Below are 24,152 nucleotides of genomic sequence, written 5' to 3'. Positions count from 1 at the left end.
AACGATGAAGACGGAAACCCTCGATTGTATCGAATGAAAAAATCCCCCGTGCTGCGCGCCGTGCTCGATTCGAATGTCTGGATCGACATCCTTGTATTCGATGACCCCATCACGCGCCCAATCCGTGCCGCGCTTGAAGCCGGCACGCTGCAAGCGCTGATCGATGCGCGCTGCCTCAAAGAACTGACATATGTGCTGGACTATCCGCAATTCGCGCGCTTCGCCGTGAATAAATCCGAAGCGCTTGAAACGGTCGCGCGGCTTTCGCAATTCGTCGCGCCCGAACCGCCGCCTGCAGACGCGCCGCCGCTGCCGAAATGCCGCGATCGCGACGACCAGAAGTTTCTCGAACTGGCGCACGCGAGCAAGGCCGACTGGCTGGTATCGAAGGATCGCGCCGTGCTTAAACTCGCGAAACGCACGGCACGCGATTTCGGGTTTCGAATCGCCCAGCCCGCGCCGTTCGTAGCCAGCTTCTTAGGCAGCCTGAAAGCGGACATTGAAGCTTATGAAGAAACAACTAAAGCAACGAACGAGGTAACAAACGCTTTCGACGTTTAAAATAGGACACATTTCCTTTTAGCGCAGCCGATCGCCCACGCCATGAACGCCTCGCACGACCTTCCGACTTCGTCCGCTGCTCCCGCCATTGCCTCGCGTTTGCCGAACGTCGGCACGACCATTTTCACGGTCATGAGCGCGCTCGCGACACAGAAAGGCGCGGTCAATCTAGGCCAGGGCTTTCCGGATTTCGCATGCGATCCGCGCATCGTGGACGCCGTATCGACGGCCATGCGCGACGGCCACAACCAATATCCGCCGATGGCCGGCGCCGCGCCGTTGCGCCACGCGATCAGCGAGAAGATCGAACGGCTGTACGGCCGCCACTACGACATCGAGCGCGAGATCACCGTCACGGCCGGCGCGACCCAGGCCATCCTGACCGCCATCTTGTGCTGCGTGCATCCGGGCGACGAAGTCATCGTGATCGAGCCGATGTACGACTGTTACGTGCCCGCCATCGAGTTGGCGGGTGGCAAACCGGTGTTTGTATCGCTGGAAGCACCCGATTACGCGCTGCCCTTCGACAAGATCGCGGCCGCGATCACGCCGGAAACGCGCTTGCTGATCATCAACTCACCGCACAATCCGACAGGCCGCGTCTGGCGCGCCGAGGACATGCAGAAGCTCGACGAGATCCTGCGCGGCACCGACCTGCTGGTCCTCTCCGACGAAGTCTACGAACACATGGTCTTCGACGGCGCTCCGCACGAAAGCGTGTGCCGATACCCAGACCTCGCCGCGCGCAGTTTCGTGGTGTCGAGTTTCGGCAAGACTTTCCACGTGACGGGCTGGAAGATCGGCTATGTCGCGGCGCCCGCCGCGCTCACGGCGGAATTCCGCAAGGTTCACCAGTTCAACGTCTTCACCGTGAATACGCCGATGCAGGTCGGCATTGCGGAATACCTCAAAGATCCCGCGCCGTATCTGGAATTACCCGCGTTTTATCAGCAAAAACGCGACTTTTTCCGCGAAGGGCTGGCCAACTCGCGCTTCAAGCTGCTGCCTTGCGACGGCACGTATTTCCAGTGCGTCGACTATTCGGCCATCAGCGACCTGCCTGAGGCCGAATTCTCGCAATGGCTCACGAGCGAAATCGGGGTCGCCGCCATTCCGGTTTCGGCGTTCTATCACGAGAGCCACGAATCGGGCGTCGTGCGTTTTTGCTTCGCGAAAAAGGAAGAGACGTTACGCACCGCGCTTGAACGTCTCGCCACCCTTTAACGGCTATATCTTCGGCAGCGCTTTTTTCTGCGCGTCCATGAAGGCGAGCCGGTCGGCCGTGACCTTTTGTGCGGCCGACCGCTCGCCCACCAGCTTGTTGTGAGTCTTCCAGTCGATCCCCGATTCCAGCAGGAAATCCCCTCCATAGATGGCTTTCGTCGTCAGCCCGATCAGCGGCAAATTCACGAACGCGCTCACATCGGCGATACTGAAGGTCGTGCCGAGCGCGTACGGTTCGAACCTCGCAATCCGCTTCAATCCCGCGATGCCATGCCTGAGCCGTTTTTCCGCGCGTACCTTCGTGTAGTCAGTCACCGTGCCGCCGAAAAACGCCTGCTTGTAAAGCTCGCGCGCAACCAGTTCAAGATGCGTTTCGAGGAACACGATCATCTCGCGCTCCTTGGCGGCCGTGAACGGATCGGCGGAAAAAATGGGCTTCTCCGGATAAGCGCTCGCCAGATATTCGACAATCACCTGCGACTCGCACAGCGCCCCAGCCTCGGTTTCCACATACGGAACCTTGCCAAGCGGCGAGCGCGCGAGGGTTGCTTCGTCCTGGCCGAAATTCGCGCGCACCTCCTCGAACGGAATGCCGTGTTCGAGCAGCACGAATTTCACCTTGTTCACGTAGTTGGACAGCGGAAAACCATACAGCTTGAGCATCTTGAGTCTCCTGGACATCTTTCGTTTTAATCAATACAGGCAATCGATCGCCTTTGGGGTCATCTTACAAACAGTACGATCGTGCTAATCTAGCAAAAAAGGAGTGAGACACGCCATGAGTTTTCGCGATACAGAGATTCGGACCGTTGGCATTGTCGGCAGTGGCGCGATGGGACGCGGCATCGCGCAGATCGCAGCGCTCGGCGGCCTGAACGTGCGTCTGTACGACACCAATCAGCAAGCCATCACGGCTGCACGCGAGTATCTCGCTGACACCCTGAACAAACTCGCCACAAAAGGCAAGCTGAACGAAGCCGATGCCCACGCGGCGCTGGCGCGCATTCATGCGGCTGGGGCGATCGGCGATCTGGCCGATTGCGATGTGGTGGTCGAAGCGATCGTGGAAAAGCTGGAGGTCAAGCGCGAGTTGTTCCGCGAGCTGGAAAGCGTGGTCCGTGCGGATTGCATCCTGGCGTCGAATACGTCGTCGCTGTCCATTACCGCCATTGCCGCAGGGTGCGCCAAGCCGGAGCGCGTGGTCGGCCTGCACTTCTTCAACCCCGTGCCGCTGATGAAAGTGGTCGAAGTAATCGATGGCTTGCGCGGCGACCCTGCTGCCGGCGACGCGCTGATGGCGCTCGGCCGCCAGATGGGCCACACGGCCGTGCGCGCGAAGGACATGCCCGGGTTCATCGTGAATCACGCCGGGCGCGGCATGAATACCGAAGGCCTGCGGATCGCGAGCGAAGGCGTGGCGAGTTTCGCGGATATCGACCGGATCATGCGCGAACAAGCGGGTTTCCGGCTCGGGCCGTTCGAGTTGCTCGACCTGACGGCGCTCGACGTCTCGCATCCGGTGATGGAGTCGATCTATCACCAGTTCTACGAGGAACCGCGCTTCACGCCGTCGCCTATCACGGGCACGCGGCTCGCCGGTGGCTTGATCGGGCGCAAGGTCGGTGAAGGTTTCTATAAATACGTGGACGGCAAGCAGCAGGTTCCCGAAGAGGCACCGGCGCCTACAACGTTGCCGCGTCGCGTATGGGTCAGCCGGGCATCTGCCCACGCGCGCGAAGAAGTGTTCCGGCTGATCGCGAAGATGGAAACGGCGGTGACTATCGATACCGGCGGCAGCCCCGCGCCGGATTCGCTGATTATTGTCACGCCGCTCGGCCACGATGCCACCACCGCAGCCGTCGTGGAGAAACTCGACGCGTCGCGCACGGTCGCTATCGACACGCTGTTTTCCCTCGCCGATGCCACCCGGCGCACCATCATGACCACGCCCGCCACGACCGCCGAATTCCGCGATGCCGCGCACGCGCTCTTCGCATTCGATGGCGTTCCCGTCACCGTGATTCGCGATTCGACCGGCTTCGTCGCGCAGCGCGTGGTGGCGACCATCGTCAACATTGGTTGCGATATCGCGCAGCAACGCATTGCGTCGCCTGCGGATATCGACCTTGCCGTGACGCTTGGCCTAGGTTATGCGCGCGGTCCGCTGGCGCTGGGCGACGCGCTCGGCGCAAGCACCATTCTCACGATCCTGCGCAACATGCAGGCCGTGCTCGGTGACCCGCGTTATCGTCCGTCGCCGTGGCTCGCGCGGCGTGCGCAACTCGGCTTGCCGCTTACCTTCGATGAAGTCGCAGCATGAGCGCCGAACTGTTGTCCGCCCGACCCGCCGAAAGCGACACCACGCTCGTTCTCAAGCTGTCCAATCCGGGCGCCCGCAACGCGCTGCACCCGGACATGTACACCGCCGGCATCGAAGCGATGAATACGGCTGAACGCGATACGTCGGTGCGCGCGATCGTGCTGACCGGCGCCGATAACTTCTTTTGCGCCGGTGGCAACCTGAACCGCTTGCTTGAGAACCGCGCCAAGGATCCGTCGGTACAGGCTGCGAGTATCGACATGCTCGGCGAGTGGATCATCGCGTTGCGGTCATCGACGAAACCGGTGATCGCCGCTGTGGAAGGCGCTGCGGCGGGCGCCGGGTTCTCGCTGGCGCTCGCGTGCGATCTGCTGGTCGCGGCTGACGACGCCAAGTTCGTCATGTCGTACTCGCGCGTGGGCCTCACGCCCGATGGCGGCGGCTCGTGGTTCCTCACGCGCGCGTTGCCGCGTGCGCTCGCCACCGAAATTCTGCTCGAGGCAAAACCGATAGGCGCCACGCGACTGCATGAAGTCGGTGTCGTGAACCGCGTGACGAAACCGGGCGCAGCGCTCGACGCGGCCATCGCGTGGGCCGATGAACTCGGCCGCATGGCGCCGAAAGCGCTCTCGCGGATCAAGACGCTGATCACCGCGGCCGAAACGCAGTCGTTGGCGGAACATCTGGATGACGAACGCGATGGTTTCGTCGATGCTCTTCATAACGGCAACGCGCTCGAAGGCATCAACGCGTTCCTCGAAAAACGGCCACCGCACTACAAATGACGACCTCGTACGAACTGCCCAAACGCCGCCGTATTTTCCTGATGCGCCACGGCGACGTCACTTACTTCGATGCAACCGGCCGTGCTATCGATCCCGAAGGTGTGCCGCTAAACGAACGCGGCCGGGAAGAAGCCAGCGCGGCGGGACGCGAGTTCAAGGCGCAGCAAATTCACTTCGATAAAGTCATCGCCAGCGGTCTGCCGCGCACGCTCGAAACCGCGCAACGCGTACTGGCCGAAACCGGTCAGCAGATCGACATTGATATATGGCCGGAGTGGCAGGAGATTCGCGGCGGCCGTCTGGGCGACCTTCCGCCCAAAGATTTCGAGCGCGCGTTTCTCAGCGTCTTCGATGGCATCGTGCCGGAAACGACTGCGTTTCTGGGTGGCGAGACTATCGGCGAATTGCTTGATCGCGTATTGCCCGCGATGCAACGGCTACGCGACGATTCGTCCTGGGACACCGTGCTGCTTGTGCTGCATGGCGGCGTCAATCGCGCATTGTTATCGCACGCGATCACCAGCGGCGGCCGCACGTTTTTCGGCCATCTTTCGCAGACTACGGGCTGCATCAACGCGCTCGATGTCGGCGATAAACCGGCCGATTGGGTCATCCGCGCGATGAATCATTCCCCGCCCTCGCCGCTTCACGCCGCGGTACGCAACACAACTATGGAACTGTTGTACGCGCAGTTCGTGCGCTTCAAATCGCTGATGAAGTCATAGCGCCTCAAGCGCGGTGCCTCGGTAAATAAACGCAAGACCGGAGGAGACAACGATGGCTGCAAACGATACCCCCGTCCCGCAGGACTTCTCAGCGTTCGAGGGAACACGCCCGGTCAACAAGCGGCAACAATTCGATGTTCCGGCGTTGTCCACGTGGCTGGAATCGCATGTTGAAGGTTTTGCCGGACCGCTCACCGTCGAGCAATTTGCCGGCGGTCAATCGAATCCCACTTTCAAGCTGATCACGCCCGCGCGCAGTTACGTGATGCGATCGAAACCCGGGCCGGCGGCGAAGTTATTGCCATCGGCGCATGCGATCGAACGTGAATATCGCGTGATGGACGCGCTCGCCGGCACCGATGTTCCCGTCGCGAAAATGTTCGCGTTATGCGAGGACGAAAGCGTGATCGGGCGCGCGTTCTATGTGATGGAGTTCATCGAAGGCCGCGTATTGTGGGATCAGGCGCTACCGAGCATGACACCGTCCGAACGCGGTGCGATCTACAACGAGATGAATCGCGTGATCGCGGCGCTTCATTCGGTGGACATCGCTCAGGTCGGGCTTGAGACCTACGGCAAGCCCGGCAACTATTTCGAGCGTCAGATCGGCCGCTGGAGCAAACAATACGTTGCGTCGGAAACCGAGTCTATCGATGCAATGAACAAGCTGATCGAATGGCTGCCGAAGCACATTCCTCGTGGCGAAGAAGGCGCGCCGGCGGAACGTGTATCGATCGTTCATGGTGACTTCCGGCTCGACAACCTGATCTTCCATCCAACCGAACCGCGCGTGCTTGCGGTGCTCGACTGGGAACTGTCCACGCTTGGCGATCCGCTTGCCGATTTCGCTTATCACTGCATGGCGTGGCACGTCGATCCGACGCAATTTCGTGGTATCGGCGGCCTCGACTGGACCGCGTTGGGTATTCCCGATGAGGACGAATACGTCGCGACATACCTCGCCCGCACGGGCCTTGCCATTCAGGGCGACTGGAATTTCTACCTCGCGTACAACATGTTCCGCATTGCCGCGATCCTGCAAGGAATCATGAAGCGGGTGAGCGAAGGCACGGCGGCAAGCACGCAGGCTCTTGATGCTGGAAAGCGCGCGAAACCCATGGCCGAACTCGCGTGGCTGTATGCGCAGAAAATCGGTGAATAGAGATTAATGAGGAGAGGATATGAATTTCGATTACACGCCGAAAGTGCAGGAACTGCGCCACAAGCTAAGCAATTTCTTCGATGAACACATCTACCCGAACGAGCGGGCGTTCAACAGCGAAGTCGCCGCCAATCGCGCAAACGGCAACGCTTGGGTCCCGACGGCGTTGATCGAAAAGCTGAAGGAACAAGCCCGCGATGCCGGCCTGTGGAACCTGTTCCTGCCCGCATCCGAACGCGGCGCCGGACTGAGTAATCTGGAATATGCGCCGCTCTGCGAGATCATGGGCCGCGTGCCATGGGCGCCCGAAGTCTTCAACTGCGGCGCGCCGGATACGGGCAACATGGAGACCATCGAACGGTATGGCAGCGAGCAGCAGAAACTCCAATGGCTCGAACCGTTGCTGCAAGGCGAGATCCGCTCAGCATTCCTGATGACCGAGCCGGACGTGGCTTCGTCGGATGCGACGAATATCCAGTGCAGCATCGTGCGCGATGGCGACGGCTATGTGATCAACGGCCACAAGTGGTGGTCGTCGGGTGCGGGCGATCCGCGCTGCAAGGTGTATATCGTGATGGGCAAGACCGATCCCGACGCGCCGAAACATCAGCAACAATCGATGATTCTCGTTCCCGCAGACGCGACCGGTATCACGGTTCACCGGCCGCTCTCGGTGTTCGGCTACGACGACGCGCCGCACGGTCACATGGACATCACGCTCGAGAACGTACGCGTGCCGGTATCGAACATGCTGCTCGGCGAAGGGCGCGGCTTTGAAATCGCGCAGGGACGTCTTGGCCCGGGCCGGATTCATCACTGCATGCGCCTGATTGGACTGGCTGAACGCGCGCTCGAATTGATGTCGAAACGCACGCTGCAACGGGTCGCTTTCGGCAAGCCGATCGCTGCGCACGGCGTGACGCAGGAGCGTATTGCCGAGGCACGCATCATGATCGAACAGGCGCGTCTGCTCACCCTGAAAGCGGCTTACATGATGGATACCGTCGGCAACAAGGGCGCACGCGGCGAGATCGCGATGATCAAGGTGGTCGCGCCGAATATCGCGTGCCAGATCATCGATTGGGCGATCCAGGCCCACGGCGCGGCCGGTGTTTCCGATGACTTTCCGCTGGCGTACGCCTACGCGCATGCGCGGACGTTGCGGCTTGCCGACGGACCCGATGAAGTGCATCGGAACGCGATCGCCAAGCTGGAGCTTTCACGGTACGCGTGACGCGGTGTTGAGCGTCCTTCTGCGAACTATGGTCTAATTTTTGGAAGCGTTTTTGAGTGGCAACCCCTGATTGCTCGGGTCGCCGCTTTCCCGTATTAGGACCAGGAGCGAAGATGATCGACGTCTATAGCTGGGCCACGCCGAACGGCCACAAGATTCATATCATGCTGGAAGAACTCGGACTCGAGTACAAAGCGATTCCCATCGATATTGGCGCGGGCGATCAGTTCACGCCCGATTTCCTGGCGATCAGCCCGAATAACAAGATCCCCGCGATTATCGACAGCGATGGCCCCGAAGGCAAGCCGCTGGCACTCTTTGAATCCGGGGCGATCCTGTTTTATCTCGCTGAGAAGACGGGTAAGTTCTTGCCTCTGGATCCTGTCGGCCGATACACGACCATGCAGTGGCTGATGTTCCAGATGGGCGGCGTTGGACCCATGCTTGGCCAGGCGCATCACTTCAGGATTTACGCGCCGGAGAAGATCGAGTACGCGGTCAATCGATATTCGAACGAAGCCAAGCGCTTATATGGCGTAATGGACAAGCAATTGGGCGTGACGCGGTTTCTCGCTGGAAACGAATATTCGATCGCTGATATCGCGACGTTTCCGTGGACGCGATCGTGGAAAAACCAGGGGATTGAGCTGGACGAATTTCCAAACGTGAAGCGATGGTTTGACGAGATTTCGGCGAGGCCTGCAGTGATTCGCGGTGTTGAAGTGCTGGCTTCCGCTCGCCGAGATTTGACCGGCGATAAACAACGCGAAGTGTTGTTTGGCGCGCAGCAGTACGCGCGGCGTTAAGCGTGAATTGGCGCAGGTTCCTCGCTAGGGGAACCTGCGCGATGACAAGTACCGGCTTTCAGAAGTAATGCCGCGTGATGAACTCAGCGACGCACACGGGTTTATCGCCGCCTTCTTTCTGCACGGTCACGCGCCAGATGACCTGCACGCCACCCTCTTCCACATCGGTCACCGTTTCGGCTACGAAACTCGCCCGCAGCTTCGTCCCAACGCGCACTGGCGACATGAACCGCACCTTGTTCATGCCGTAGTTCACGCCCATTTTCTGCTGAAACGGCACGCATTGCTCAAGCCACATTGGGACCAGCGCCAAGGTCAAAAACCCATGCGCAATCGGACCACCGAATGGCGAATCTTCGTTCGCCCGCTCTACGTCGACGTGAATCCACTGATGATCGTCGGTGGCATCTGCGAATCGGTTCACGCGTGATTGATCTATTTCCAACCACTCGCTCACATACTCTTCCCCACCCGCCGCGGCTTTTACATCCGCTGCACTGGCTAACGTGGCTAGCGTCATTGCATATTTCCCGGGTGGCGAAGCCCGAAGATTGCTGCTGAATCCACGGTCAAGACCAGTTCGTCGTGCTGGTTATAAGCCTCCCAACGCGTACCGACAATTCCACGATCCGGCTTGCTCTGCGACACTCGCTTGCTCAGCACGCGCACCGTCAATCGCACGGTGTCGTTCACGCGAACCGGCTTGAGCCAGCGGATATTATCGAGGCCGGGAGAACCCATTGAAGTGGAATCGGCCAGCATGTCGCGCACCAGGATGCCCATCATTGCCGAACATGTATTCCAGCCGCTCGCGACCAGCCCGCGAAACGGCGATGCCTCGCCACCCGCCTCGCTCAAATGAAAAGGCTGCGGATCATAACGCCCGGCAAATTCGATAATCTCTTCTTTCAGAAACGTATGACCGCTCAATTGCGCCACGGCTCCCACTTCGAAATCTTCATAGCTGAACGTCATCTCCGCTCTCCTGTTTCAATGCATCGATTATTTAAACATCAGTGTTGGCGAATCCGGGCAACGACGCAAACCGTGCAAGATGATGATCGACGTCGCCTAAGGTTGTTTCGATGATCGACAAACGCTTGAACCAATGCGCCGCTGCAACTTCGTTCGTCACGCCCATTCCGCCATGCAACTGCACCGCTTGCTGACCGACGAAACGCGCTGCCTGACCCACTCGCGCCTTGGCCGCGGAAATCGCCCTGCGACGTTCATCGGCGTTATCGCTTGTATATCGTGCGGCGGCAAGGTAAGTGATGGAACGCGCCTGCTCGGCATGGATCAACATCTCGACCATGCGATGCTGCAAAGCCTGAAAACGCGCGATTGGCGTGCCGAATTGCTTGCGCTCCTTCGTGTATTCGACCGTCGCGTGATTCAGCGCATCGAGCACGCCGACGGCTTCTGCGCACAGCAAAAAGGTCGCGTAATCGGCAATATGCTCAAGCGTTGCAGCACCCACGTTGGCCTTGCCGAGACGGACTGCTTCAGTCCCCGTGAACGTGAGCGTCGCGGCACGCTGGCCATCAATCGTCCGATACTCGATGACTTCCACATTCGCCGCGTTACGCGCAACGACGAACAACGCGATTTCGCCAGCCAGCCGCGCGGGCACGATCCAATAGTCGGCCTGCGCGCCGTGCAGGATCAGTGACTTCTGGCCGCTCAACGCGAACCCGTCGCCTTTCTCCTGCGCGGTGGTATCGATCGAGAACAGGTCGTAGCGGGCGTGCGGTTCGTGAAACGCGACCGCGAGCTTGATCTCGCCGCCGGCCGTGCGTGCGAGTAACGCGTTCGCATGGTCATCGCCCACCAGCCGCAGGGCTTCGATACCCACCGCCGTGGCCCAATAAGGCTCCACGACAAGCGCGCGTCCGAGTTCCTGCATCACGACCAGCATGTCGGCCGGACCGCCGTCGAAACCGCCTTGCGCTTCCGGCGCCGGCAAAGCCGTCAAGCCTAGCTCGGCGAATGCCGTCCAATGGTTTGCATCGACACCTTCCTTGGATGCCACGATCTTCTGCCGTGCATCGAACGTGTACTCGTTGTCGAGATACCGGCGCAATGCGTCCCTGAACTGTTGCTGCTCATCGGTGAAATTGAAGTCCATGTGCCGCTCCTCACAAGCCCAGAATCATCTGCGCGATGATGTTTTTTTGAATTTCGTTCGAGCCGCCGTAGATCGACGTCTTGCGGAAGTTGAAGTAGTACGCGGCGAGCGGCGCGGCATCGTCGTCGCCGGCCAGGCTGTGTTCACGTTCGCCTTCCAGATACGCGGGGTCGAACGCGGCAGCTTGCGGGCCAATGGCTTCGACCATGAGTTCGGTCAGCGCCTGCTGGACTTCGGTGCCCTTGATCTTGAGCATCGATGCCTCTGGTCCCGGCCCGCGGCCGTTCGCTTCGCTCGCGACCACGCGTTGCACAGTGACTTCGAGCGCCATCATCTCGATTTCAAGCGCAGCAATTTTCGAAGAGAACACGGGGTCGCTGAGTAACGAACCGCTACCCTTCTTCTGATTCGCGGCCAGCCGTTTCAGGAACACGAGTTCGCGCTTCGATTGCCCGACGCGCGCAATGCCCGTGCGTTCATGTCCGAGCAAATACTTCGCATAGGTCCAGCCGCGATTTTCTTCGCCAATGAGGTTTTCAACCGGCACTTTTACGTCTTCGAGGAAAACTTCGTTGACCTCGTGATCTTCATCGAGCGTGATGATCGGCCGCACGGTAATGCCCGGCGTTTTCATATCGATAAGAAGAAACGAGATACCTTCCTGCTTCTTCGCGCCGGTGTCGGTGCGCACGAGGCAGAACATCATGTCCGCGAATTGGCCGAGCGTGGTCCAGGTTTTCTGGCCGTTGACCACGTAGTGATCGCCCTGGCGTTCAGCGCGCGTTCTCAACGATGCCAGATCAGAACCCGATCCGGGTTCCGAGTAACCCTGGCACCACCAGTCGGTGCCATCGAGAATGCGCGGGAGATAGTGGGCTTTTTGCGCGTCGCTGCCGTATTTCATCAGCACAGGCGCGACCATCGATACCCCGAACGGCAACACGCCCGGCGCACCGATACGCGCGCATTCTTCGTCCCAGATATGGCGCTGCGTCGCGTTCCAGCCGGGACCGCCGTACTCTTTCGGCCATGCGACAACGGACCAGCCGCGCGTACCGAGCAGCTTGTGCCAGCTCGCGTAGTCGTCGCGATTCAGACGTTTGTGTTCGAGCACCTTGGTCCGCAGAGCTTGCGGCAGGTTTGCGTCGAGCCAGGCGCGGATGTCGGCGCGAAATGCGTCGTCGGCGGGGGAATAATTCAGGTCCATGTGCGGTGTCTCCTGTCATGACCCGGGTCGGCCATGAGGAGACGCGCGCTAGGCTGAACCAGATTCAGCTTATTGCAGCGGCTCTTTCAGTGCGGCCGGCACGGGCAACGGCATCACGTCGATGCCTTCTTCCATCAATGCGTGCGCATCTTCCGACGTTGCGACGCCGCGAATATTGCGCGCCGGCGCTTCGTCGTAATGCATGCGTCGCGCCTCTTCAGCAAAACGATCGCCCACGTTCTCGGTCTTCGCGAGAATTTCCCGCATGAACTGCAGCGCACGCGCCTGAAGCGCCTGATCTGCGTCTTGCGTCGGCCGGACTGCTTGCGCAGCGCCAGAACTGGCCGCTTCTTTCTCGCCTTGATCGGAACTGCTCGATGAGCGGCCCGCTAGCAAATTCAGCCGTGGGGCCGACGGCATGCGGCTCACCTCTGTTGTCGAGCACACCGGGCAAGCCACGAGCTTGCGCGACAACTGGGATTCGAACTCATCGGTCGAAGCAAACCAGCCTTCGAAACGATGGTCGTGTGAGCACTTCAAGTCGAGAACCTTCATGCTGATCGGGGCTTGCCAGAAAGTTTAATCGCAAAAACGCGTTTTGTGAACGACCGTTCGCAAAAAATGACCTTGCGACGGTTCGATGGAATGGTGGAACACACGTTCGATTTTAGCCCGACGCTGGAACCCGTGCCGAAAGGTGTGCACGCATGATTTGACAGACAAATAAAAAGCGGCCTTGTTGGCCGCTTTTTTGTCGAAAGTTAGTCTTTTTAATCGCTGATCGGATCGCCCAACGCCCACTCACCCGACATCACCTTCTCCAGCCAGAAGCTGCCGATGATCGTCTTGACGTCGCTGATATGGCCGCTCTTGATCCACTCCAAAACCTGCGACTGGTCCGCGATGAACGTCTCCAGGAACTCGCCCTCGTCGAGCTTACGCTCGCCTGCCGTCAACCCGCGCGCCAGATACACGTCGATGAATTCGGTGGAGTACGAAATCACTGGATGAATCCGCGTCAGGAGAAACCATTCGCGCGCCGTATACCCGGTTTCTTCGAGGAGCTCGCGTTTTGCACACGCCAGCTCGCTCTCGTTCGGATCGATCTTGCCGGCGGGATATTCGAGGAGGACCTTGGCGATCGGATATCGATACTGCCGTTCAAGCAGCACGCGGCCGTCATCGAACAGCGGCAGGATCATCACGGCACCCGGATGTTCGACGAACTCGCGCGTGGCATGCTTGCCATCAGGCAGTTCAACCGTATCGATCTTGAGCGTGAGGAACTTGCCCTTATGCAGCAACTTGCTCTCGACCGTCTTCTCGAGCAAGCCATCGTCGGAATCGGGGAAATCGAGAGATTGATCAGCCATCGTACACCTTGAAAGAAACGCGCTGTTAGAGCGCGAGAATCAGGCCGCTGACGGCTGTCGCGGTCAGCGGCGCTTGACGAGATACTGGAACGCGAAACCGGGGAACGCGAGCACCAGGAACAAGCTGAAGGTCACGGCGTAAAACTGCCAGCCCTGCTCGAAGCGGTTGCCCGCACGCGCCTCGAGCATGAAGCCGAGCACGCCCACGACAAAATAAAGCACGATCAATTCCGCGATGCGAATCCAGCCGTTTTTCTTCGTCGTCTTGATTGGCACGACGCAGAAAAGACGCTGATTCACGAACGGGAGGTTGGCGCCGACCAGCGCCAACAACACGATAAACCAGCCCGCTGCCGACATTAGAGCTGGAACGGCAAGGTGTGCGTGATCGCTGCCAGACAGGCGTTCATCAGCGGACCGGGGACAATGCCAAGCACCAGCACAGCCAGGCCGTTGAAGGCGAGCAGCGCGCGCTTGAGGTTGTCTGCGATGATCGGTGATGCATCGGTCGGTGCATCGAAGTACATCAGCTTGACGATACGCAGGTAGTAGAACGCACCCACCAGCGACGACAAGACAGCCAGCACCGCGAGCCACGTCAGGCCGGCGTTCATGGTGGCCTCGAGCACGGCAAGCTTCGCGTAGAAGCCGACCATCGGCGGAATGCCGGCGAGCGAGAACATCATGATCATCATCACGAATGCGAACACCGGGCTACGCTGGTTCAGGCCCTTGAAGTCATCGAGGGTTTCGGCTTCGAAGTCCTTGCGTGCCAGCAACATGACTACGCCGAAGGTGCCGAGCGTGGTCAGCAAATAGATGATGCTGTAGAACATGGCCGAGCTATACGCGTTCGCCGCGCCGTCAGCCTTGCCGTCGACCACCCCTGCCAGCATGCCGAGCAGCACGAAGCCCATGTTCGAGATAGCCGAGTACGCCAGCATCCGCTTGATGTTCTTCTGCACGATACCGGTCACGTTACCCACGATCAGCGACAACGCGGCCAGGATCACCAGCATCTCTTGCCAGTCCACGGCCAGCGGCAGCAGCGCCATCACCAGGAAACGCAAGCCCCACGCAAACGCTGCAGCCTTCGGGCCACCGCCAGTGAGCAGCGTCATCGCCGTCGGTGCGCCTTGGTACACGTCAGGCACCCACATGTGGAACGGCACCGCGCCCATCTTGAACGCCACGCCTGCTACCACGAAGATCACGCCGAACAAAAGGACTGCGTCGTTGATGCGGCCCGTTGCAATCGCCTTCGCCACTTCGTTCAGTTCAAGCGAGCCGGTCGCGCCGTACAGCATCGAGATACCGTAGAGCAAAAAACCCGAAGCGAGCGCGCCGAGTACGTAGTACTTCATCGCGGATTCGTTGGCTTGCGGCGAATCCTTGCGCAACGCGATCACTGCGTACAACGACAACGACATCAGTTCCAGGCCGAGATACAGCGTCAGGAAGTTGTTGCCGGAAATCATCACGCACTGGCCGAGCAGCGAGAACAAACCGAGCAGGAAGAAGTCACCGCGGAACAGGTCGCGATCTTCAAGATACTTGCGCGAATAGATGATCGACACCGCGAAGCCGAGGGTCACGACCGCTTTCATCGCGCTCGCAAACGGGTCGACCACGTACATGCGCGTGAAGTAGTAATGCGGCGTGGGATCGAGCGCCTGGAAGGCGAACCACACACCGACCACAATGGCCGTCACAACCGATATCAGATAGGTCGTGTGACGGCTCTTCGCGCCGAAGATGGTGTCGTTCAACCAGGCCACGACGACCATCAACATCAACAGTCCATCGGGTAACAGGGCACTCATGGGGGCGTTTTGCATGATCTTTTATTTCCTCCGCACGCGTTACTGGGCCAGCGGCAGTTTGGACTGCGCGACGTGGGAGAGGAGATTTTCTACGGATGCGTGCATCACGTCGGTGAACGGCTTCGGATACAGGCCCATGTACAGCGTGAATACAGCAAGCACGGCGAGCATGAAGAATTCGCGCTTGTTGATGTCTTTCAGCTTCGCCACGTGCTCGTTCGCTACCGCGCCGAAATGCACGCGCTTGTACATCCACAGCGTGTAAGCCGCGCCGAGAACCAGCGTGAAGGTCGCCAGGAAACCGATCCAGAAGTTGAACTTCACGGCAGCCAGAATCACCATGAATTCACCGACGAAACCCGAGGTACCCGGCAAACCGCAGTTGGCCATGGCGAACAACATGGCGAATGCGGCGAACTTCGGCATCACGTTCACCACACCGCCGTAGTCGGCGATCCGGCGCGAGTGCATGCGGTCATACAGCACGCCGATACACAAGAACATGGCACCCGAGACGAAACCGTGCGAGATCATCTGGATGATCGCGCCTTCCATGCCGAGCGTGCTGAAGATAAAGAAGCCAAGCGTGACGAAGCCCATGTGCGCAATCGACGAATACGCGACCAACTTCTTCATGTCTTCCTGCACCAGCGCCACGAAGCCGATGTAGATCACCGCGATCAGCGACAACGTAATCACCACCGGCGCCAGGAAATGGCTGGCATCCGGCGCGATAGGCAGCGAGAAGCGGATGAAACCGTACGCACCGAGCTTCAGCATGATCGCGGCCAGCACGACCGAGCCGCCCGTCGGCGCTTCCACGTGGGCGTCAGGCAACCACGTGTGGACCGGCCACATCGGCACCTTCACGGCGAAGGCCATGAAGAACGCGATGAACAGCAATATCTGCGGCGTGAAGCCGATCTTGAATGCCTGCCACGTAGCGATGTCGAACGTGTGCGTCTGCGTGTACAGGTACAGCAACGCGATCAGCATCAGCAGCGAGCCCATCAGCGTGTACAGGAAGAACTTGAACGAGGCATAGACCCGGTTCGCCCCACCCCACACGCCGATGATGATGTACATCGGGATCAGCGTGGCTTCGAAGAAGACGTAGAACAACATGCCGTCGGCGGTCGAGAACACGCCGATCATGAGGCCCGACAAGATCAGGAACGCGGCCAGATACTGCGCCACGCGCACCGTGATGACTTCCCACGCGCTGATGATCGTGATCACCGTGATCAACGCCGTCAGCACGACGAACCACATGGAAAGACCGTCGACACCCAGGTGATACGAGATGTTGAAGCGGTCGATCCAGACTGCCTTCTCTTCGAACTGCAACGCGGCCGACGAATTGTCGAAGCCGGTAATCAGCGGAATGGTGACGATCAGTCCAAGAATGGAGCCGATCAATGCAAGCCAGCGCGACGGGCCTGGATTGCTGTCGTTGCCTATTGCCAGTACAAGGATGCCGACGACGATCGGCAACCAGATAGCGAGACTAAGAATGGGTAAAGAGTGCATAGATAGGTGTCCCCGCCTTATTTGCCGCCGAGCGTTACAAACAGGGTCAAGAGCCCCAACATGCCAATAATCATGGCGAACGCGTAGTGATAGATGTAACCGGATTGAAGGAAGCGAATCACACCGGCAAACCAGCCGACGAACTTCGCGAGACCGTTGACGATACCGTCGATCACAGCGACATCGCCCTCTTTCCAGAGCCCGCGGCCAATGGCGACCGCGCCCTTCGCAAATACGACGTCGTTGATTTTGTCGAGGTAGTACTTGTTGTCGAGCAGGTTATAGATCGGCAGGAAGCGTTGCTTGATCACGCCCGGCAGATCCGTGCGCTTCCAGTACAAGAACCACGACACGACCACGCCCGCGAGCGCCAGCCACACCGGCAAGCCTTCGACCGAACTCAGGCCCATCGCGAACCAGCCGTGGAATTCCTCGGCCATTTCATGCAGCGCCGGATGGTTTTCGCCGATGAAAATCACCTTGTCGAACACCACGCCGTGCGAGAAGAAGTCGCCGAACAGCATTGGACCGATTGCAATTGCACCGATGATCACCGACGGAATGGCAAGCAGGATCAGCGGCAGCGTAATAACCCACGATGTTTCGTGCGGAACGTGTGCGTGATCATGACCGTGCCCATGATCGTCATGGCCGTGTGCATCGTGACCATGTGAATCATGTGGGTGCGCCGCGGCTTCTGCAGCTTCGATACCCATCGGGCTTTCCGGATGCTTCGGACCACGGAAGCGCTCCTTGCCGTGGAACACCAGGAAGTACATGCGGAACGAATACAGCGCCGTCACGAACACGCTCGCCACGACCGCGAAATACGCGAAACCCGAGCCGGCGATGTGCGAGGCCTTCACTGCATCGATGATGGAATCTTTCGAGTAGAAGCCCGAGAAGAACGGCGTACCAATCAACGCAAGCGAACCGATCAACGACGTGATCCAAGTGATCGGCATGTATTTACGCAGGCCGCCCATGTTGCGCATGTCCTGATCGTGATGCATGCCGATGATCACCGAACCCGCGCCAAGGAACAGCAGCGCTTTAAAGAACGCGTGCGTAGCCAGATGAAACACGGCGACCGGATAAGCGGAGACGCCGAGCGCCACCGTCATGTAACCGAGTTGCGAGAGCGTGGAGTAAGCCACCACGCGCTTGATGTCGTTTTGCACCACACCCAGGAAGCCCATGAACAGCGCCGTGATCGCGCCGATCACCGTCACGAACGACAACGCCGAATCCGACAATTCGAACAGCGGCGACATGCGTGTGACCATGAAGATACCGGCCGTCACCATGGTTGCCGCGTGGATCAGTGCAGAGATAGGCGTCGGGCCTTCCATGGAGTCCGGCAGCCACACGTGCAGCGGGAATTGCGCCGACTTACCCATCGCGCCGATAAACAGGCAGATACAGGCGACGGTCAGCAAACCCCAGTCGGTGCCCGGAAACGTCATGCCGGCCAGCGCGGTACGGTGAGCGAAGACATCGCCGTAATTCAGCGAACCCGCAAACGCCAGCAACAAGCCGATGCCGAGCAGGAACCCGAAGTCGCCCACGCGGTTCACCAGGAACGCCTTCATGTTCGCGTAGATGGCCGTCGGGCGGGTGTAGTAAAAGCCGATCAGCAGGTAGGACACGAGACCCACCGCTTCCCAGCCGAAGAACAGTTGCAGGAAGTTGTTGCTCATCACGAGCATCAACATGGAGAACGTGAAGAGCGAGATGTACGAGAAGAAGCGCTCGTAGCCCACTTCTTCATCGGCCATGTAGCCGATCGTGTAGATGTGCACCATCAGCGAAACGAAGGTGACGATCACCATCATCATCGCGGTGAGCGAGTCGACCAGGAAGCCGATCTCCATCTTCAGCGGACCGACCGTCATCCATTCGTAGATGGTCGCGTTGAAGCTCGCGCCTTGTATTACGTCGAAGAAGACGAAACACGAGAGCACGAACGAGATCATCACGCCGAGGATCGTGATGCGGTGCGAAGCCTTGCGCCCGATCTTCCAGCCAAACAGGCCGGCGATCAGCGAACCGGCAAGTGGCGCCAGCGCAATCGTGAGCAGAAGGTTTTCATTGAGTGTCATGGACATATCTGTCTTGCCTGAAATTAACCTTTGAGCTGATCGAGGTCTTCGACGTTGATCGTGTCGAGACTGCGGAACAATGTGACCAGGATAGCGAGGCCGATTGCGGCTTCAGCCGCCGCGACCGTCAGCACGAAGAACACGAAGATTTGTCCGTGGATGTCGCCGAGATAATGCGAGAAGGCGACGAAATTCGTGTTGACCGCCAAAAGCATCAATTCGATAGCCATCAGGATGATGATCACGTTACGTCGATTCAGAAAAATCCCGACGATGCTGATCGCGAACAGGATCGCGCCAAGCACGAGGTAATGGGCAAGACTCAACATGATTGTTTTTCTCCTCAGCCTTTGTTGTCGACCGTGCCGGCGCCGGCATTGCCGGTGACGGGCGGTTCGGTCGCGGCGTCCGGCGCTTCGGTTTCGGACTTCATCTTGACGATCCGCACGCGATCTTGCGCACGCACCTTGACCTGGTCGCTGATGCGCTGGCGCTTGCTGTCCTTCTTCTCACGAACGGTCAGCGAGACGGCTGCGATGATGGCCACCAGCAAGATCAGGCCGGCGATTTCAAACGCGAAGATGTAGTCGGTGTAGATGACCTTGCCGATCAGGTGCGAATTCGACATCACCTCGTTCGGACCCACGCCGGAACCGACTCCGTTCACCAGCATTGCGTCGCGCACCGGCGTAACGGTTGCGCCGTAGCCGTGCCAGAGAATCAGCGCGGTTTCTATGATGATGATCGCGCCCACGATGCTGGCTATGGGCACGAACTTCTTGAAGTCGCCGTGCAGCACGTCGAGGTTGATATCCAGCATCATCACCACGAACAGGAACAGGACCATCACCGCGCCTACATAGACGAGAACCAGCAGAATGGCGAGGAATTCGGCTTCAAGCAGCATCCAGATCGCGGCCGCGTTGAAGAACGCGAGCACGAGGAACAGCGCGGACGCTACCGGATTGCGCGAAGTGATCACCTTCAGCGCCGAGACAACCAGCAGCAACGCGAAGATGTAAAACAGTACGGTCGTGAATTCCATGATTACCGGTTCATCGTTAGGCTTTGTGTTTTGACACAAGCGCGCCGAGCCGCGTTTTTTTAAGAACGCAACCACCAACTTTGGCGCGCGGGCCGGAACAGCAGGTCAATTCAAATGCAGGAACAGCAAGGGGCGCGGCGATGTTCAGCTTGCTCTGCCCCGCTTCGCTTTATTGCTCTTCTTTACCGAGCTTCTTACCGATACGGCGCGTCAGCAGCCTTCGCAGCCGCAATCTCCGTTTCATAACGGTCGCCCACTGCGAGCAGCATGTCTTTCGTGAAATACAAGTCGCCGCGCTTCTCGCCGTGATACTCGAGGATGTGCGTTTCGACGATCGAATCGACCGGGCAGCTTTCTTCGCAGAAACCGCAGAAGATGCACTTGGTCAAGTCGATGTCATAACGCGTGGTACGGCGTGTGTTGTCAGCGCGCGTTTCCGATTCAATCGTAATGGCGAGCGCGGGGCACACGGCCTCGCATAACTTGCACGCGATACAGCGTTCTTCGCCATTTTCGTATCGGCGTAATGCGTGCAGGCCACGGAATCGCGGGGAGATCGGCGTCTTCTCTTCCGGGAACTGAACGGTCACCTTACGCTGGAACAGATAACCGCCTGTCAGCGCCAGACCCTTCAGCAACTCGGTCAGGAAAAACGTTTTGAAGAAATTCTGAAATGCGTTCATGGTTATTTCATCCGCCCATTATTTCCAGATGTTCAGCGGCGACATGATCCAGAACCCGACCACGACCACCCACACCACCGACACCGGCAGAAAGATTTTCCAGCCGAGACGCATGATCTGGTCGTAGCGATAACGTGGGAACGTCGCACGAGCCCAGATGAACACCGACAGCAGGAAGAAGATCTTCAGCACGAACCAGAAAATGCCCGGGATGAAGGACAGGAAACCAAACGGTGCACTCCAGCCGCCAAGGAACAACGTGCTTGCGATCGCCGAGATCACGATCATGTTGATGTATTCAGCCAGGAAGAACAGCGCGAACGCCATGCCCGAATAATCGATCATGTGGCCCGCAACAATTTCCGACTCGCCTTCCACCACGTCAAACGGGTGACGGTTCGTTTCAGCAATACCCGAGATGAAGTACACAACGAACATGGGCAGCAGCGGCAGCCAGTTCCACGAGAGGAAGTTGATACCCCAGTTCGCGAAAATGCCGTGCTCTTGCGACACCACGATGGCCGACATATTCAGGCTGCCCGTGACCATCAGCACGACGACGAGCGCGAAGCCCATCGAGATTTCGTACGAGACCATTTGTGCTGCTGCGCGCATCGCACCGAGGAACGCGTACTTCGAGTTCGACGCCCAACCGGCGAGGATCACGCCGTACACGCCGACGGACGAAATCGCCATCACGTAGAGCAGGCCCGCGTTGATGTCGCCGAGCACCGCTTTCGCCTGGAACGGAATCACCGCCCACACCGCGAACGCGGGCACCACGGTCATGATCGGCGCGATCAGGTAGATCCAGCGGCTTGCTTGCGTCGGCTGAATCACTTCCTTCAGCAACAGCTTCAGCACGTCGGCGATCGGCTGCAACAGACCGAGAGGACCCACGCGATTCGGGCCGAGACGAACGTGCATCCAGCCGATGAGCTTGCGTTCCCACAGAATCAGGTACGCCACGCACAGCAGGATCACTACCGAGACCACGAGAATGCGGACTAAGGCCCACACCGTCGGCCAGGCGACGCCGAGAATCTGCGTCCCGCCTGCGTTGATCGTATCGAACAAGCCCATTTACGCCTTCTCCACTACCAGTTCACCGAACAGAGCCCCGAGCGCTGCACCGGCCGACGTTCCCGCCGATACACGCACCACGCTTTCCGCCAGGTTCGCATCACGAAATGCCGGCAGGACCACCGCGAGATCACCTTGGGCGACACGCACTGCATCGCCGTTTTTCAGACCGAGTTTCTCGAACAGCGACGTCGGCAATCCAACCACGTTTGCGTCGCGCGCAGCAGCCGTCAGATGCAACGATTCAGCGCGACGCGACAACGCGTCGGCATGGTAAATCGGCGTGTCGGCGAGACGTTCGTAGCGGCCTTCGTTTGCTGCCGCTTTCGAAACAGCCTTGATCGCCACGTTCGTCTTGTTCGACAGACGCGCCGTCAAATCGCCGCTCGTGCCCAATGCCGCGTCACGGACTTCTTCGGCGGTATCGAATTCGAAACCCTTCAGGCCGAGGATGCTGCCCAGAACGCGCAGGACCTTCCAGCCCGGACGCGTTTCGCCCAGCGGACGTACCACGCCGTTGAACGTCTGCGCAGTGCCTTCAGCGTTGACGAACGTGCCCGACGTTTCCGTGAACGGCGCGATGGGCAGCAGCACGTCGGCGTAATCAGCGCCATGCTTGAATGCCGACAACGCGACAACCATTTCTGCCTGCTTCAATGCGGCCAGCGCTTGAGCCGGGTTGGCGGTATCGAATGCGGGTTCGACGTTGAACAGCACGTAACCCTTGCGCGGCTGTTCGAACACTTCACGTGCGTTCAGTCCGCCTTCGCCCGGCAGTGCATCGACGAGATGCGCGCCGACCGTGTTGGCCGCTTCCGTCAGATAACCCAGCGTGGCGCCGGTGTTGTCCGCGATCCATTGGCATACCGCCTGGATCTGCGCAAACTGGGGATGCTGAACCGCGCTGTTGCCAAGCAACACCACGCGCTTTTCACCCGCCGACAACGACGCCGCAATGTCTTTCGCCGCAGCCGATGCTTCATACGAAGCGAACGCTTCCGGCACTGCAACGCCTCGTGCTTCGCCAACCGCTGCAGCCAGACTGCCGAGGCGGTCGAGCCATTCCGACGGCGCCGCGACTACGCGATGCGCAGCCGGAATCAGCGAATCGTCATTGGTCGCGTTCAGGAACGTGAGCATTGCCCCGCCCTTGGCGGCCTGACGAAGGCGCGCAGCAAACAGCGGATGATCGCGACGCAGGAACGAACCGACGACAAACGCCGTATCGATATTCGTCAGGTCTGCGATCTTCATGCCAAGCCACGGTGCGCTGTCCGAAACCGGCGCCGAGAAATCGCTCTGACGCAGACGGAAGTCGACGTTCGGCGACCCCACGCCTTCAGCAAACTGCTTCAGCAAATACAGTTCTTCGACGGTGCTATGCGGCGTAGCCAAAGCAGCGATCTGATTCGCGCCATGATCGGCCGTAATGCCCTTGATACCCTTCGCCACGTATTCCAGCGCTGTTTGCCAGTCGGTCTCGATCCACTTGCCGCCCTGCTTCAGCATAGGCTGTGTGAGACGTTCGTCGCTGTTCAGCGATTCGTACGAAAAGCGATCCTTGTCCGAGATCCAGCATTCGTTGATGGCTTCGTTTTCCATCGGCAGAACGCGCATGACACGGTTGTTCTTGACTTGCACGACCAGGTTCGCGCCGACGGAATCGTGCGGGCTGATCGACTTGCGGCGCGACAGTTCCCACGTACGGGCGCTGTAGCGGAACGGCTTGCTCGTCAACGCACCGACCGGGCACAGGTCGATCATGTTGCCCGACAGTTCCGAGTCCACCGTCTTGCCGACGAACGACGTGATTTCCGAATGCTCGCCACGACCCAGCATGCCGAGTTCCATCACGCCGGCCACTTCCTGACCGAAACGGACACAACGCGTGCAATGAATGCAACGCGTCATTTCTTCCATCGAGATCAGCGGTCCGACGTTCTTGTGGAACACCACGCGCTTTTCTTCGTTGTAGCGCGATTGCGACTTGCCGTAACCCACGGCCAAGTCTTGCAGCTGACATTCGCCGCCCTGATCGCAAATCGGGCAATCGAGCGGGTGATTGATCAGCAGGAATTCCATTACGGACTGCTGCGCCTTCACGGCCTTGTCCGATTTCGTCCGCACGATCATGCCCGCCGACACCGGCGTGGCACAGGCGGGAACCGCCTTCGGCATTTTCTCTACTTCGACCAGACACATCCGGCAGTTCGCCGCGATCGACAGTTTCTTGTGATAGCAAAAGTGCGGAATGTAGGTATCTACCTTATGCGCAGCCTGGATCACCATGCTGCCTTCAGGCACTTCTACACTTTTGCCGTCGATTTCTAGTTCAACCATGATGGGGAATGGTCCTTGGCC

At 59.2% G+C, this 24,152-nt stretch carries 24 protein-coding genes; 8 read left to right on the top strand and 16 right to left on the bottom strand.

The genetic code is table 11. From position 1 onward, the window contains the following. The first annotated feature begins 33 nt into the window (after window positions 1-33). Both ACSQ83_RS16880 and ACSQ83_RS16875 read left to right on the top strand, forming a co-directional pair. Window positions 34-561: a putative toxin-antitoxin system toxin component, PIN family gene (locus ACSQ83_RS16880; protein WP_414952329.1), complete on the top strand. Its 528-nt coding sequence runs from the start codon at window positions 34-36 to the stop codon at window positions 559-561. A 42-nt stretch (window positions 562-603) separates the two neighbouring features. After that, on the top strand, window positions 604-1,785 hold the full coding sequence (locus tag ACSQ83_RS16875; protein ID WP_436228933.1) for a pyridoxal phosphate-dependent aminotransferase: 1,182 nt from the start codon (window positions 604-606) through the stop codon (window positions 1,783-1,785). A gap of 3 nt (window positions 1,786-1,788) precedes the next feature. On the opposite strand, the gene ACSQ83_RS16870 is transcribed toward ACSQ83_RS16875, so the two are convergent. Next, entirely contained in the window at window positions 1,789-2,448 is a 660-nt protein-coding gene (locus tag ACSQ83_RS16870) for a glutathione S-transferase family protein (protein WP_414952327.1), read from the bottom strand. 115 nt (window positions 2,449-2,563) lie between these two features. Between ACSQ83_RS16870 and ACSQ83_RS16865 the strand changes: the two genes are divergently transcribed. From ACSQ83_RS16865 to ACSQ83_RS16840, 6 genes are all read left to right on the top strand, one after another. Next, window positions 2,564-4,105 (top strand): 3-hydroxyacyl-CoA dehydrogenase, encoded by a 1,542-nt coding sequence (locus tag ACSQ83_RS16865; RefSeq protein WP_436228932.1) that lies wholly within the window; start codon window positions 2,564-2,566, stop codon window positions 4,103-4,105. After that, window positions 4,102-4,890: an oxepin-CoA hydrolase, alternative type gene (locus ACSQ83_RS16860; RefSeq protein WP_414952325.1), complete on the top strand. Its 789-nt coding sequence runs from the start codon at window positions 4,102-4,104 to the stop codon at window positions 4,888-4,890. The genes ACSQ83_RS16865 and ACSQ83_RS16860 overlap by 4 nt, the downstream gene beginning before the upstream one ends. Next, window positions 4,887-5,615 carry a histidine phosphatase family protein gene (locus ACSQ83_RS16855; RefSeq protein ID WP_436228931.1) on the top strand — a complete coding sequence of 243 codons (729 nt, stop codon included), beginning with the start codon at window positions 4,887-4,889 and terminating at the stop codon, window positions 5,613-5,615. Before ACSQ83_RS16860 ends, ACSQ83_RS16855 begins: the two co-directional genes overlap by 4 nt. 52 nt (window positions 5,616-5,667) lie before the next feature. Next, complete coding sequence (locus tag ACSQ83_RS16850) at window positions 5,668-6,777, top strand: phosphotransferase (RefSeq protein WP_436228930.1); 1,110 nt, start codon at window positions 5,668-5,670, stop codon at window positions 6,775-6,777. Window positions 6,778-6,796: 19 nt separating this feature from the next. Further along, window positions 6,797-8,011 carry an acyl-CoA dehydrogenase family protein gene (locus ACSQ83_RS16845; protein ID WP_436228929.1) on the top strand — a complete coding sequence of 405 codons (1,215 nt, stop codon included), beginning with the start codon at window positions 6,797-6,799 and terminating at the stop codon, window positions 8,009-8,011. A gap of 113 nt (window positions 8,012-8,124) precedes the next feature. After that, complete coding sequence (locus ACSQ83_RS16840; protein ID WP_436228928.1) at window positions 8,125-8,817, top strand: glutathione binding-like protein; 693 nt, start codon at window positions 8,125-8,127, stop codon at window positions 8,815-8,817. Between the two features lie 58 nt (window positions 8,818-8,875). Here ACSQ83_RS16840 and ACSQ83_RS16835 read toward each other — a convergent pair whose 3' ends face one another. The 15 genes from ACSQ83_RS16835 to nuoG form a co-directional block, all read right to left on the bottom strand. Continuing rightward, window positions 8,876-9,337, bottom strand: a complete 462-nt coding sequence (locus ACSQ83_RS16835; RefSeq protein WP_436228927.1) for a MaoC family dehydratase — start codon at window positions 9,335-9,337, stop codon at window positions 8,876-8,878. Beyond that, entirely contained in the window at window positions 9,334-9,792 is a 459-nt protein-coding gene (locus ACSQ83_RS16830) for a MaoC family dehydratase (protein ID WP_436228926.1), read from the bottom strand. The genes ACSQ83_RS16835 and ACSQ83_RS16830 overlap by 4 nt, the downstream gene beginning before the upstream one ends. 31 nt (window positions 9,793-9,823) lie before the next feature. After that, window positions 9,824-10,945 carry an acyl-CoA dehydrogenase family protein gene (locus ACSQ83_RS16825; RefSeq protein WP_436228925.1) on the bottom strand — a complete coding sequence of 374 codons (1,122 nt, stop codon included), beginning with the start codon at window positions 10,943-10,945 and terminating at the stop codon, window positions 9,824-9,826. 10 nt (window positions 10,946-10,955) lie between these two features. Next, window positions 10,956-12,152 carry an acyl-CoA dehydrogenase family protein gene (locus tag ACSQ83_RS16820; protein WP_436228924.1) on the bottom strand — a complete coding sequence of 399 codons (1,197 nt, stop codon included), beginning with the start codon at window positions 12,150-12,152 and terminating at the stop codon, window positions 10,956-10,958. 69 nt (window positions 12,153-12,221) lie between these two features. Beyond that, complete coding sequence (locus ACSQ83_RS16815; RefSeq protein ID WP_436228923.1) at window positions 12,222-12,707, bottom strand: DUF1178 family protein; 486 nt, start codon at window positions 12,705-12,707, stop codon at window positions 12,222-12,224. A gap of 215 nt (window positions 12,708-12,922) precedes the next feature. Next, window positions 12,923-13,525 carry an NUDIX domain-containing protein gene (locus ACSQ83_RS16810; RefSeq protein ID WP_414952315.1) on the bottom strand — a complete coding sequence of 201 codons (603 nt, stop codon included), beginning with the start codon at window positions 13,523-13,525 and terminating at the stop codon, window positions 12,923-12,925. Between the two features lie 63 nt (window positions 13,526-13,588). Beyond that, window positions 13,589-13,885 carry a DUF2818 family protein gene (locus tag ACSQ83_RS16805; protein ID WP_436228922.1) on the bottom strand — a complete coding sequence of 99 codons (297 nt, stop codon included), beginning with the start codon at window positions 13,883-13,885 and terminating at the stop codon, window positions 13,589-13,591. Further along, window positions 13,885-15,363 (bottom strand): NADH-quinone oxidoreductase subunit NuoN, encoded by a 1,479-nt coding sequence (nuoN, locus tag ACSQ83_RS16800; protein ID WP_299720052.1) that lies wholly within the window; start codon window positions 15,361-15,363, stop codon window positions 13,885-13,887. The genes ACSQ83_RS16805 and nuoN overlap by 1 nt, the downstream gene beginning before the upstream one ends. Before the next feature lie 24 nt (window positions 15,364-15,387). After that, window positions 15,388-16,878 carry an NADH-quinone oxidoreductase subunit M gene (locus ACSQ83_RS16795; protein WP_414968376.1) on the bottom strand — a complete coding sequence of 497 codons (1,491 nt, stop codon included), beginning with the start codon at window positions 16,876-16,878 and terminating at the stop codon, window positions 15,388-15,390. A gap of 17 nt (window positions 16,879-16,895) precedes the next feature. Next, on the bottom strand, window positions 16,896-18,986 hold the full coding sequence (gene nuoL / locus ACSQ83_RS16790) for an NADH-quinone oxidoreductase subunit L (RefSeq protein ID WP_436228921.1): 2,091 nt from the start codon (window positions 18,984-18,986) through the stop codon (window positions 16,896-16,898). Between the two features lie 17 nt (window positions 18,987-19,003). Next, the gene (gene nuoK, locus ACSQ83_RS16785) at window positions 19,004-19,309 is read right to left on the bottom strand and encodes an NADH-quinone oxidoreductase subunit NuoK (RefSeq protein WP_031360677.1); all 306 of its coding nucleotides are present in this window, start codon (window positions 19,307-19,309) and stop codon (window positions 19,004-19,006) included. A 14-nt stretch (window positions 19,310-19,323) separates the two neighbouring features. Beyond that, window positions 19,324-20,025: an NADH-quinone oxidoreductase subunit J gene (locus ACSQ83_RS16780; RefSeq protein WP_414952312.1), complete on the bottom strand. Its 702-nt coding sequence runs from the start codon at window positions 20,023-20,025 to the stop codon at window positions 19,324-19,326. A 194-nt stretch (window positions 20,026-20,219) separates the two neighbouring features. Continuing rightward, window positions 20,220-20,708 carry an NADH-quinone oxidoreductase subunit NuoI gene (nuoI, locus tag ACSQ83_RS16775; protein ID WP_299715067.1) on the bottom strand — a complete coding sequence of 163 codons (489 nt, stop codon included), beginning with the start codon at window positions 20,706-20,708 and terminating at the stop codon, window positions 20,220-20,222. A gap of 18 nt (window positions 20,709-20,726) precedes the next feature. Next, window positions 20,727-21,791, bottom strand: a complete 1,065-nt coding sequence (gene nuoH, locus ACSQ83_RS16770; protein ID WP_436228920.1) for an NADH-quinone oxidoreductase subunit NuoH — start codon at window positions 21,789-21,791, stop codon at window positions 20,727-20,729. Continuing rightward, window positions 21,792-24,131, bottom strand: a complete 2,340-nt coding sequence (gene nuoG / locus ACSQ83_RS16765; RefSeq protein ID WP_414952310.1) for an NADH-quinone oxidoreductase subunit NuoG — start codon at window positions 24,129-24,131, stop codon at window positions 21,792-21,794. It lies immediately after the preceding gene. Between the last annotated feature and the right edge of the window lie 21 nt (window positions 24,132-24,152).

The sequence above is a fragment of the Caballeronia sp. LjRoot29 genome (genome assembly GCF_964252755.1).
Taxonomy (GTDB): Bacteria; Pseudomonadota; Gammaproteobacteria; order Burkholderiales; family Burkholderiaceae; genus Caballeronia.
This window is presented reverse-complemented; position numbering and strand designations above follow the sequence as displayed.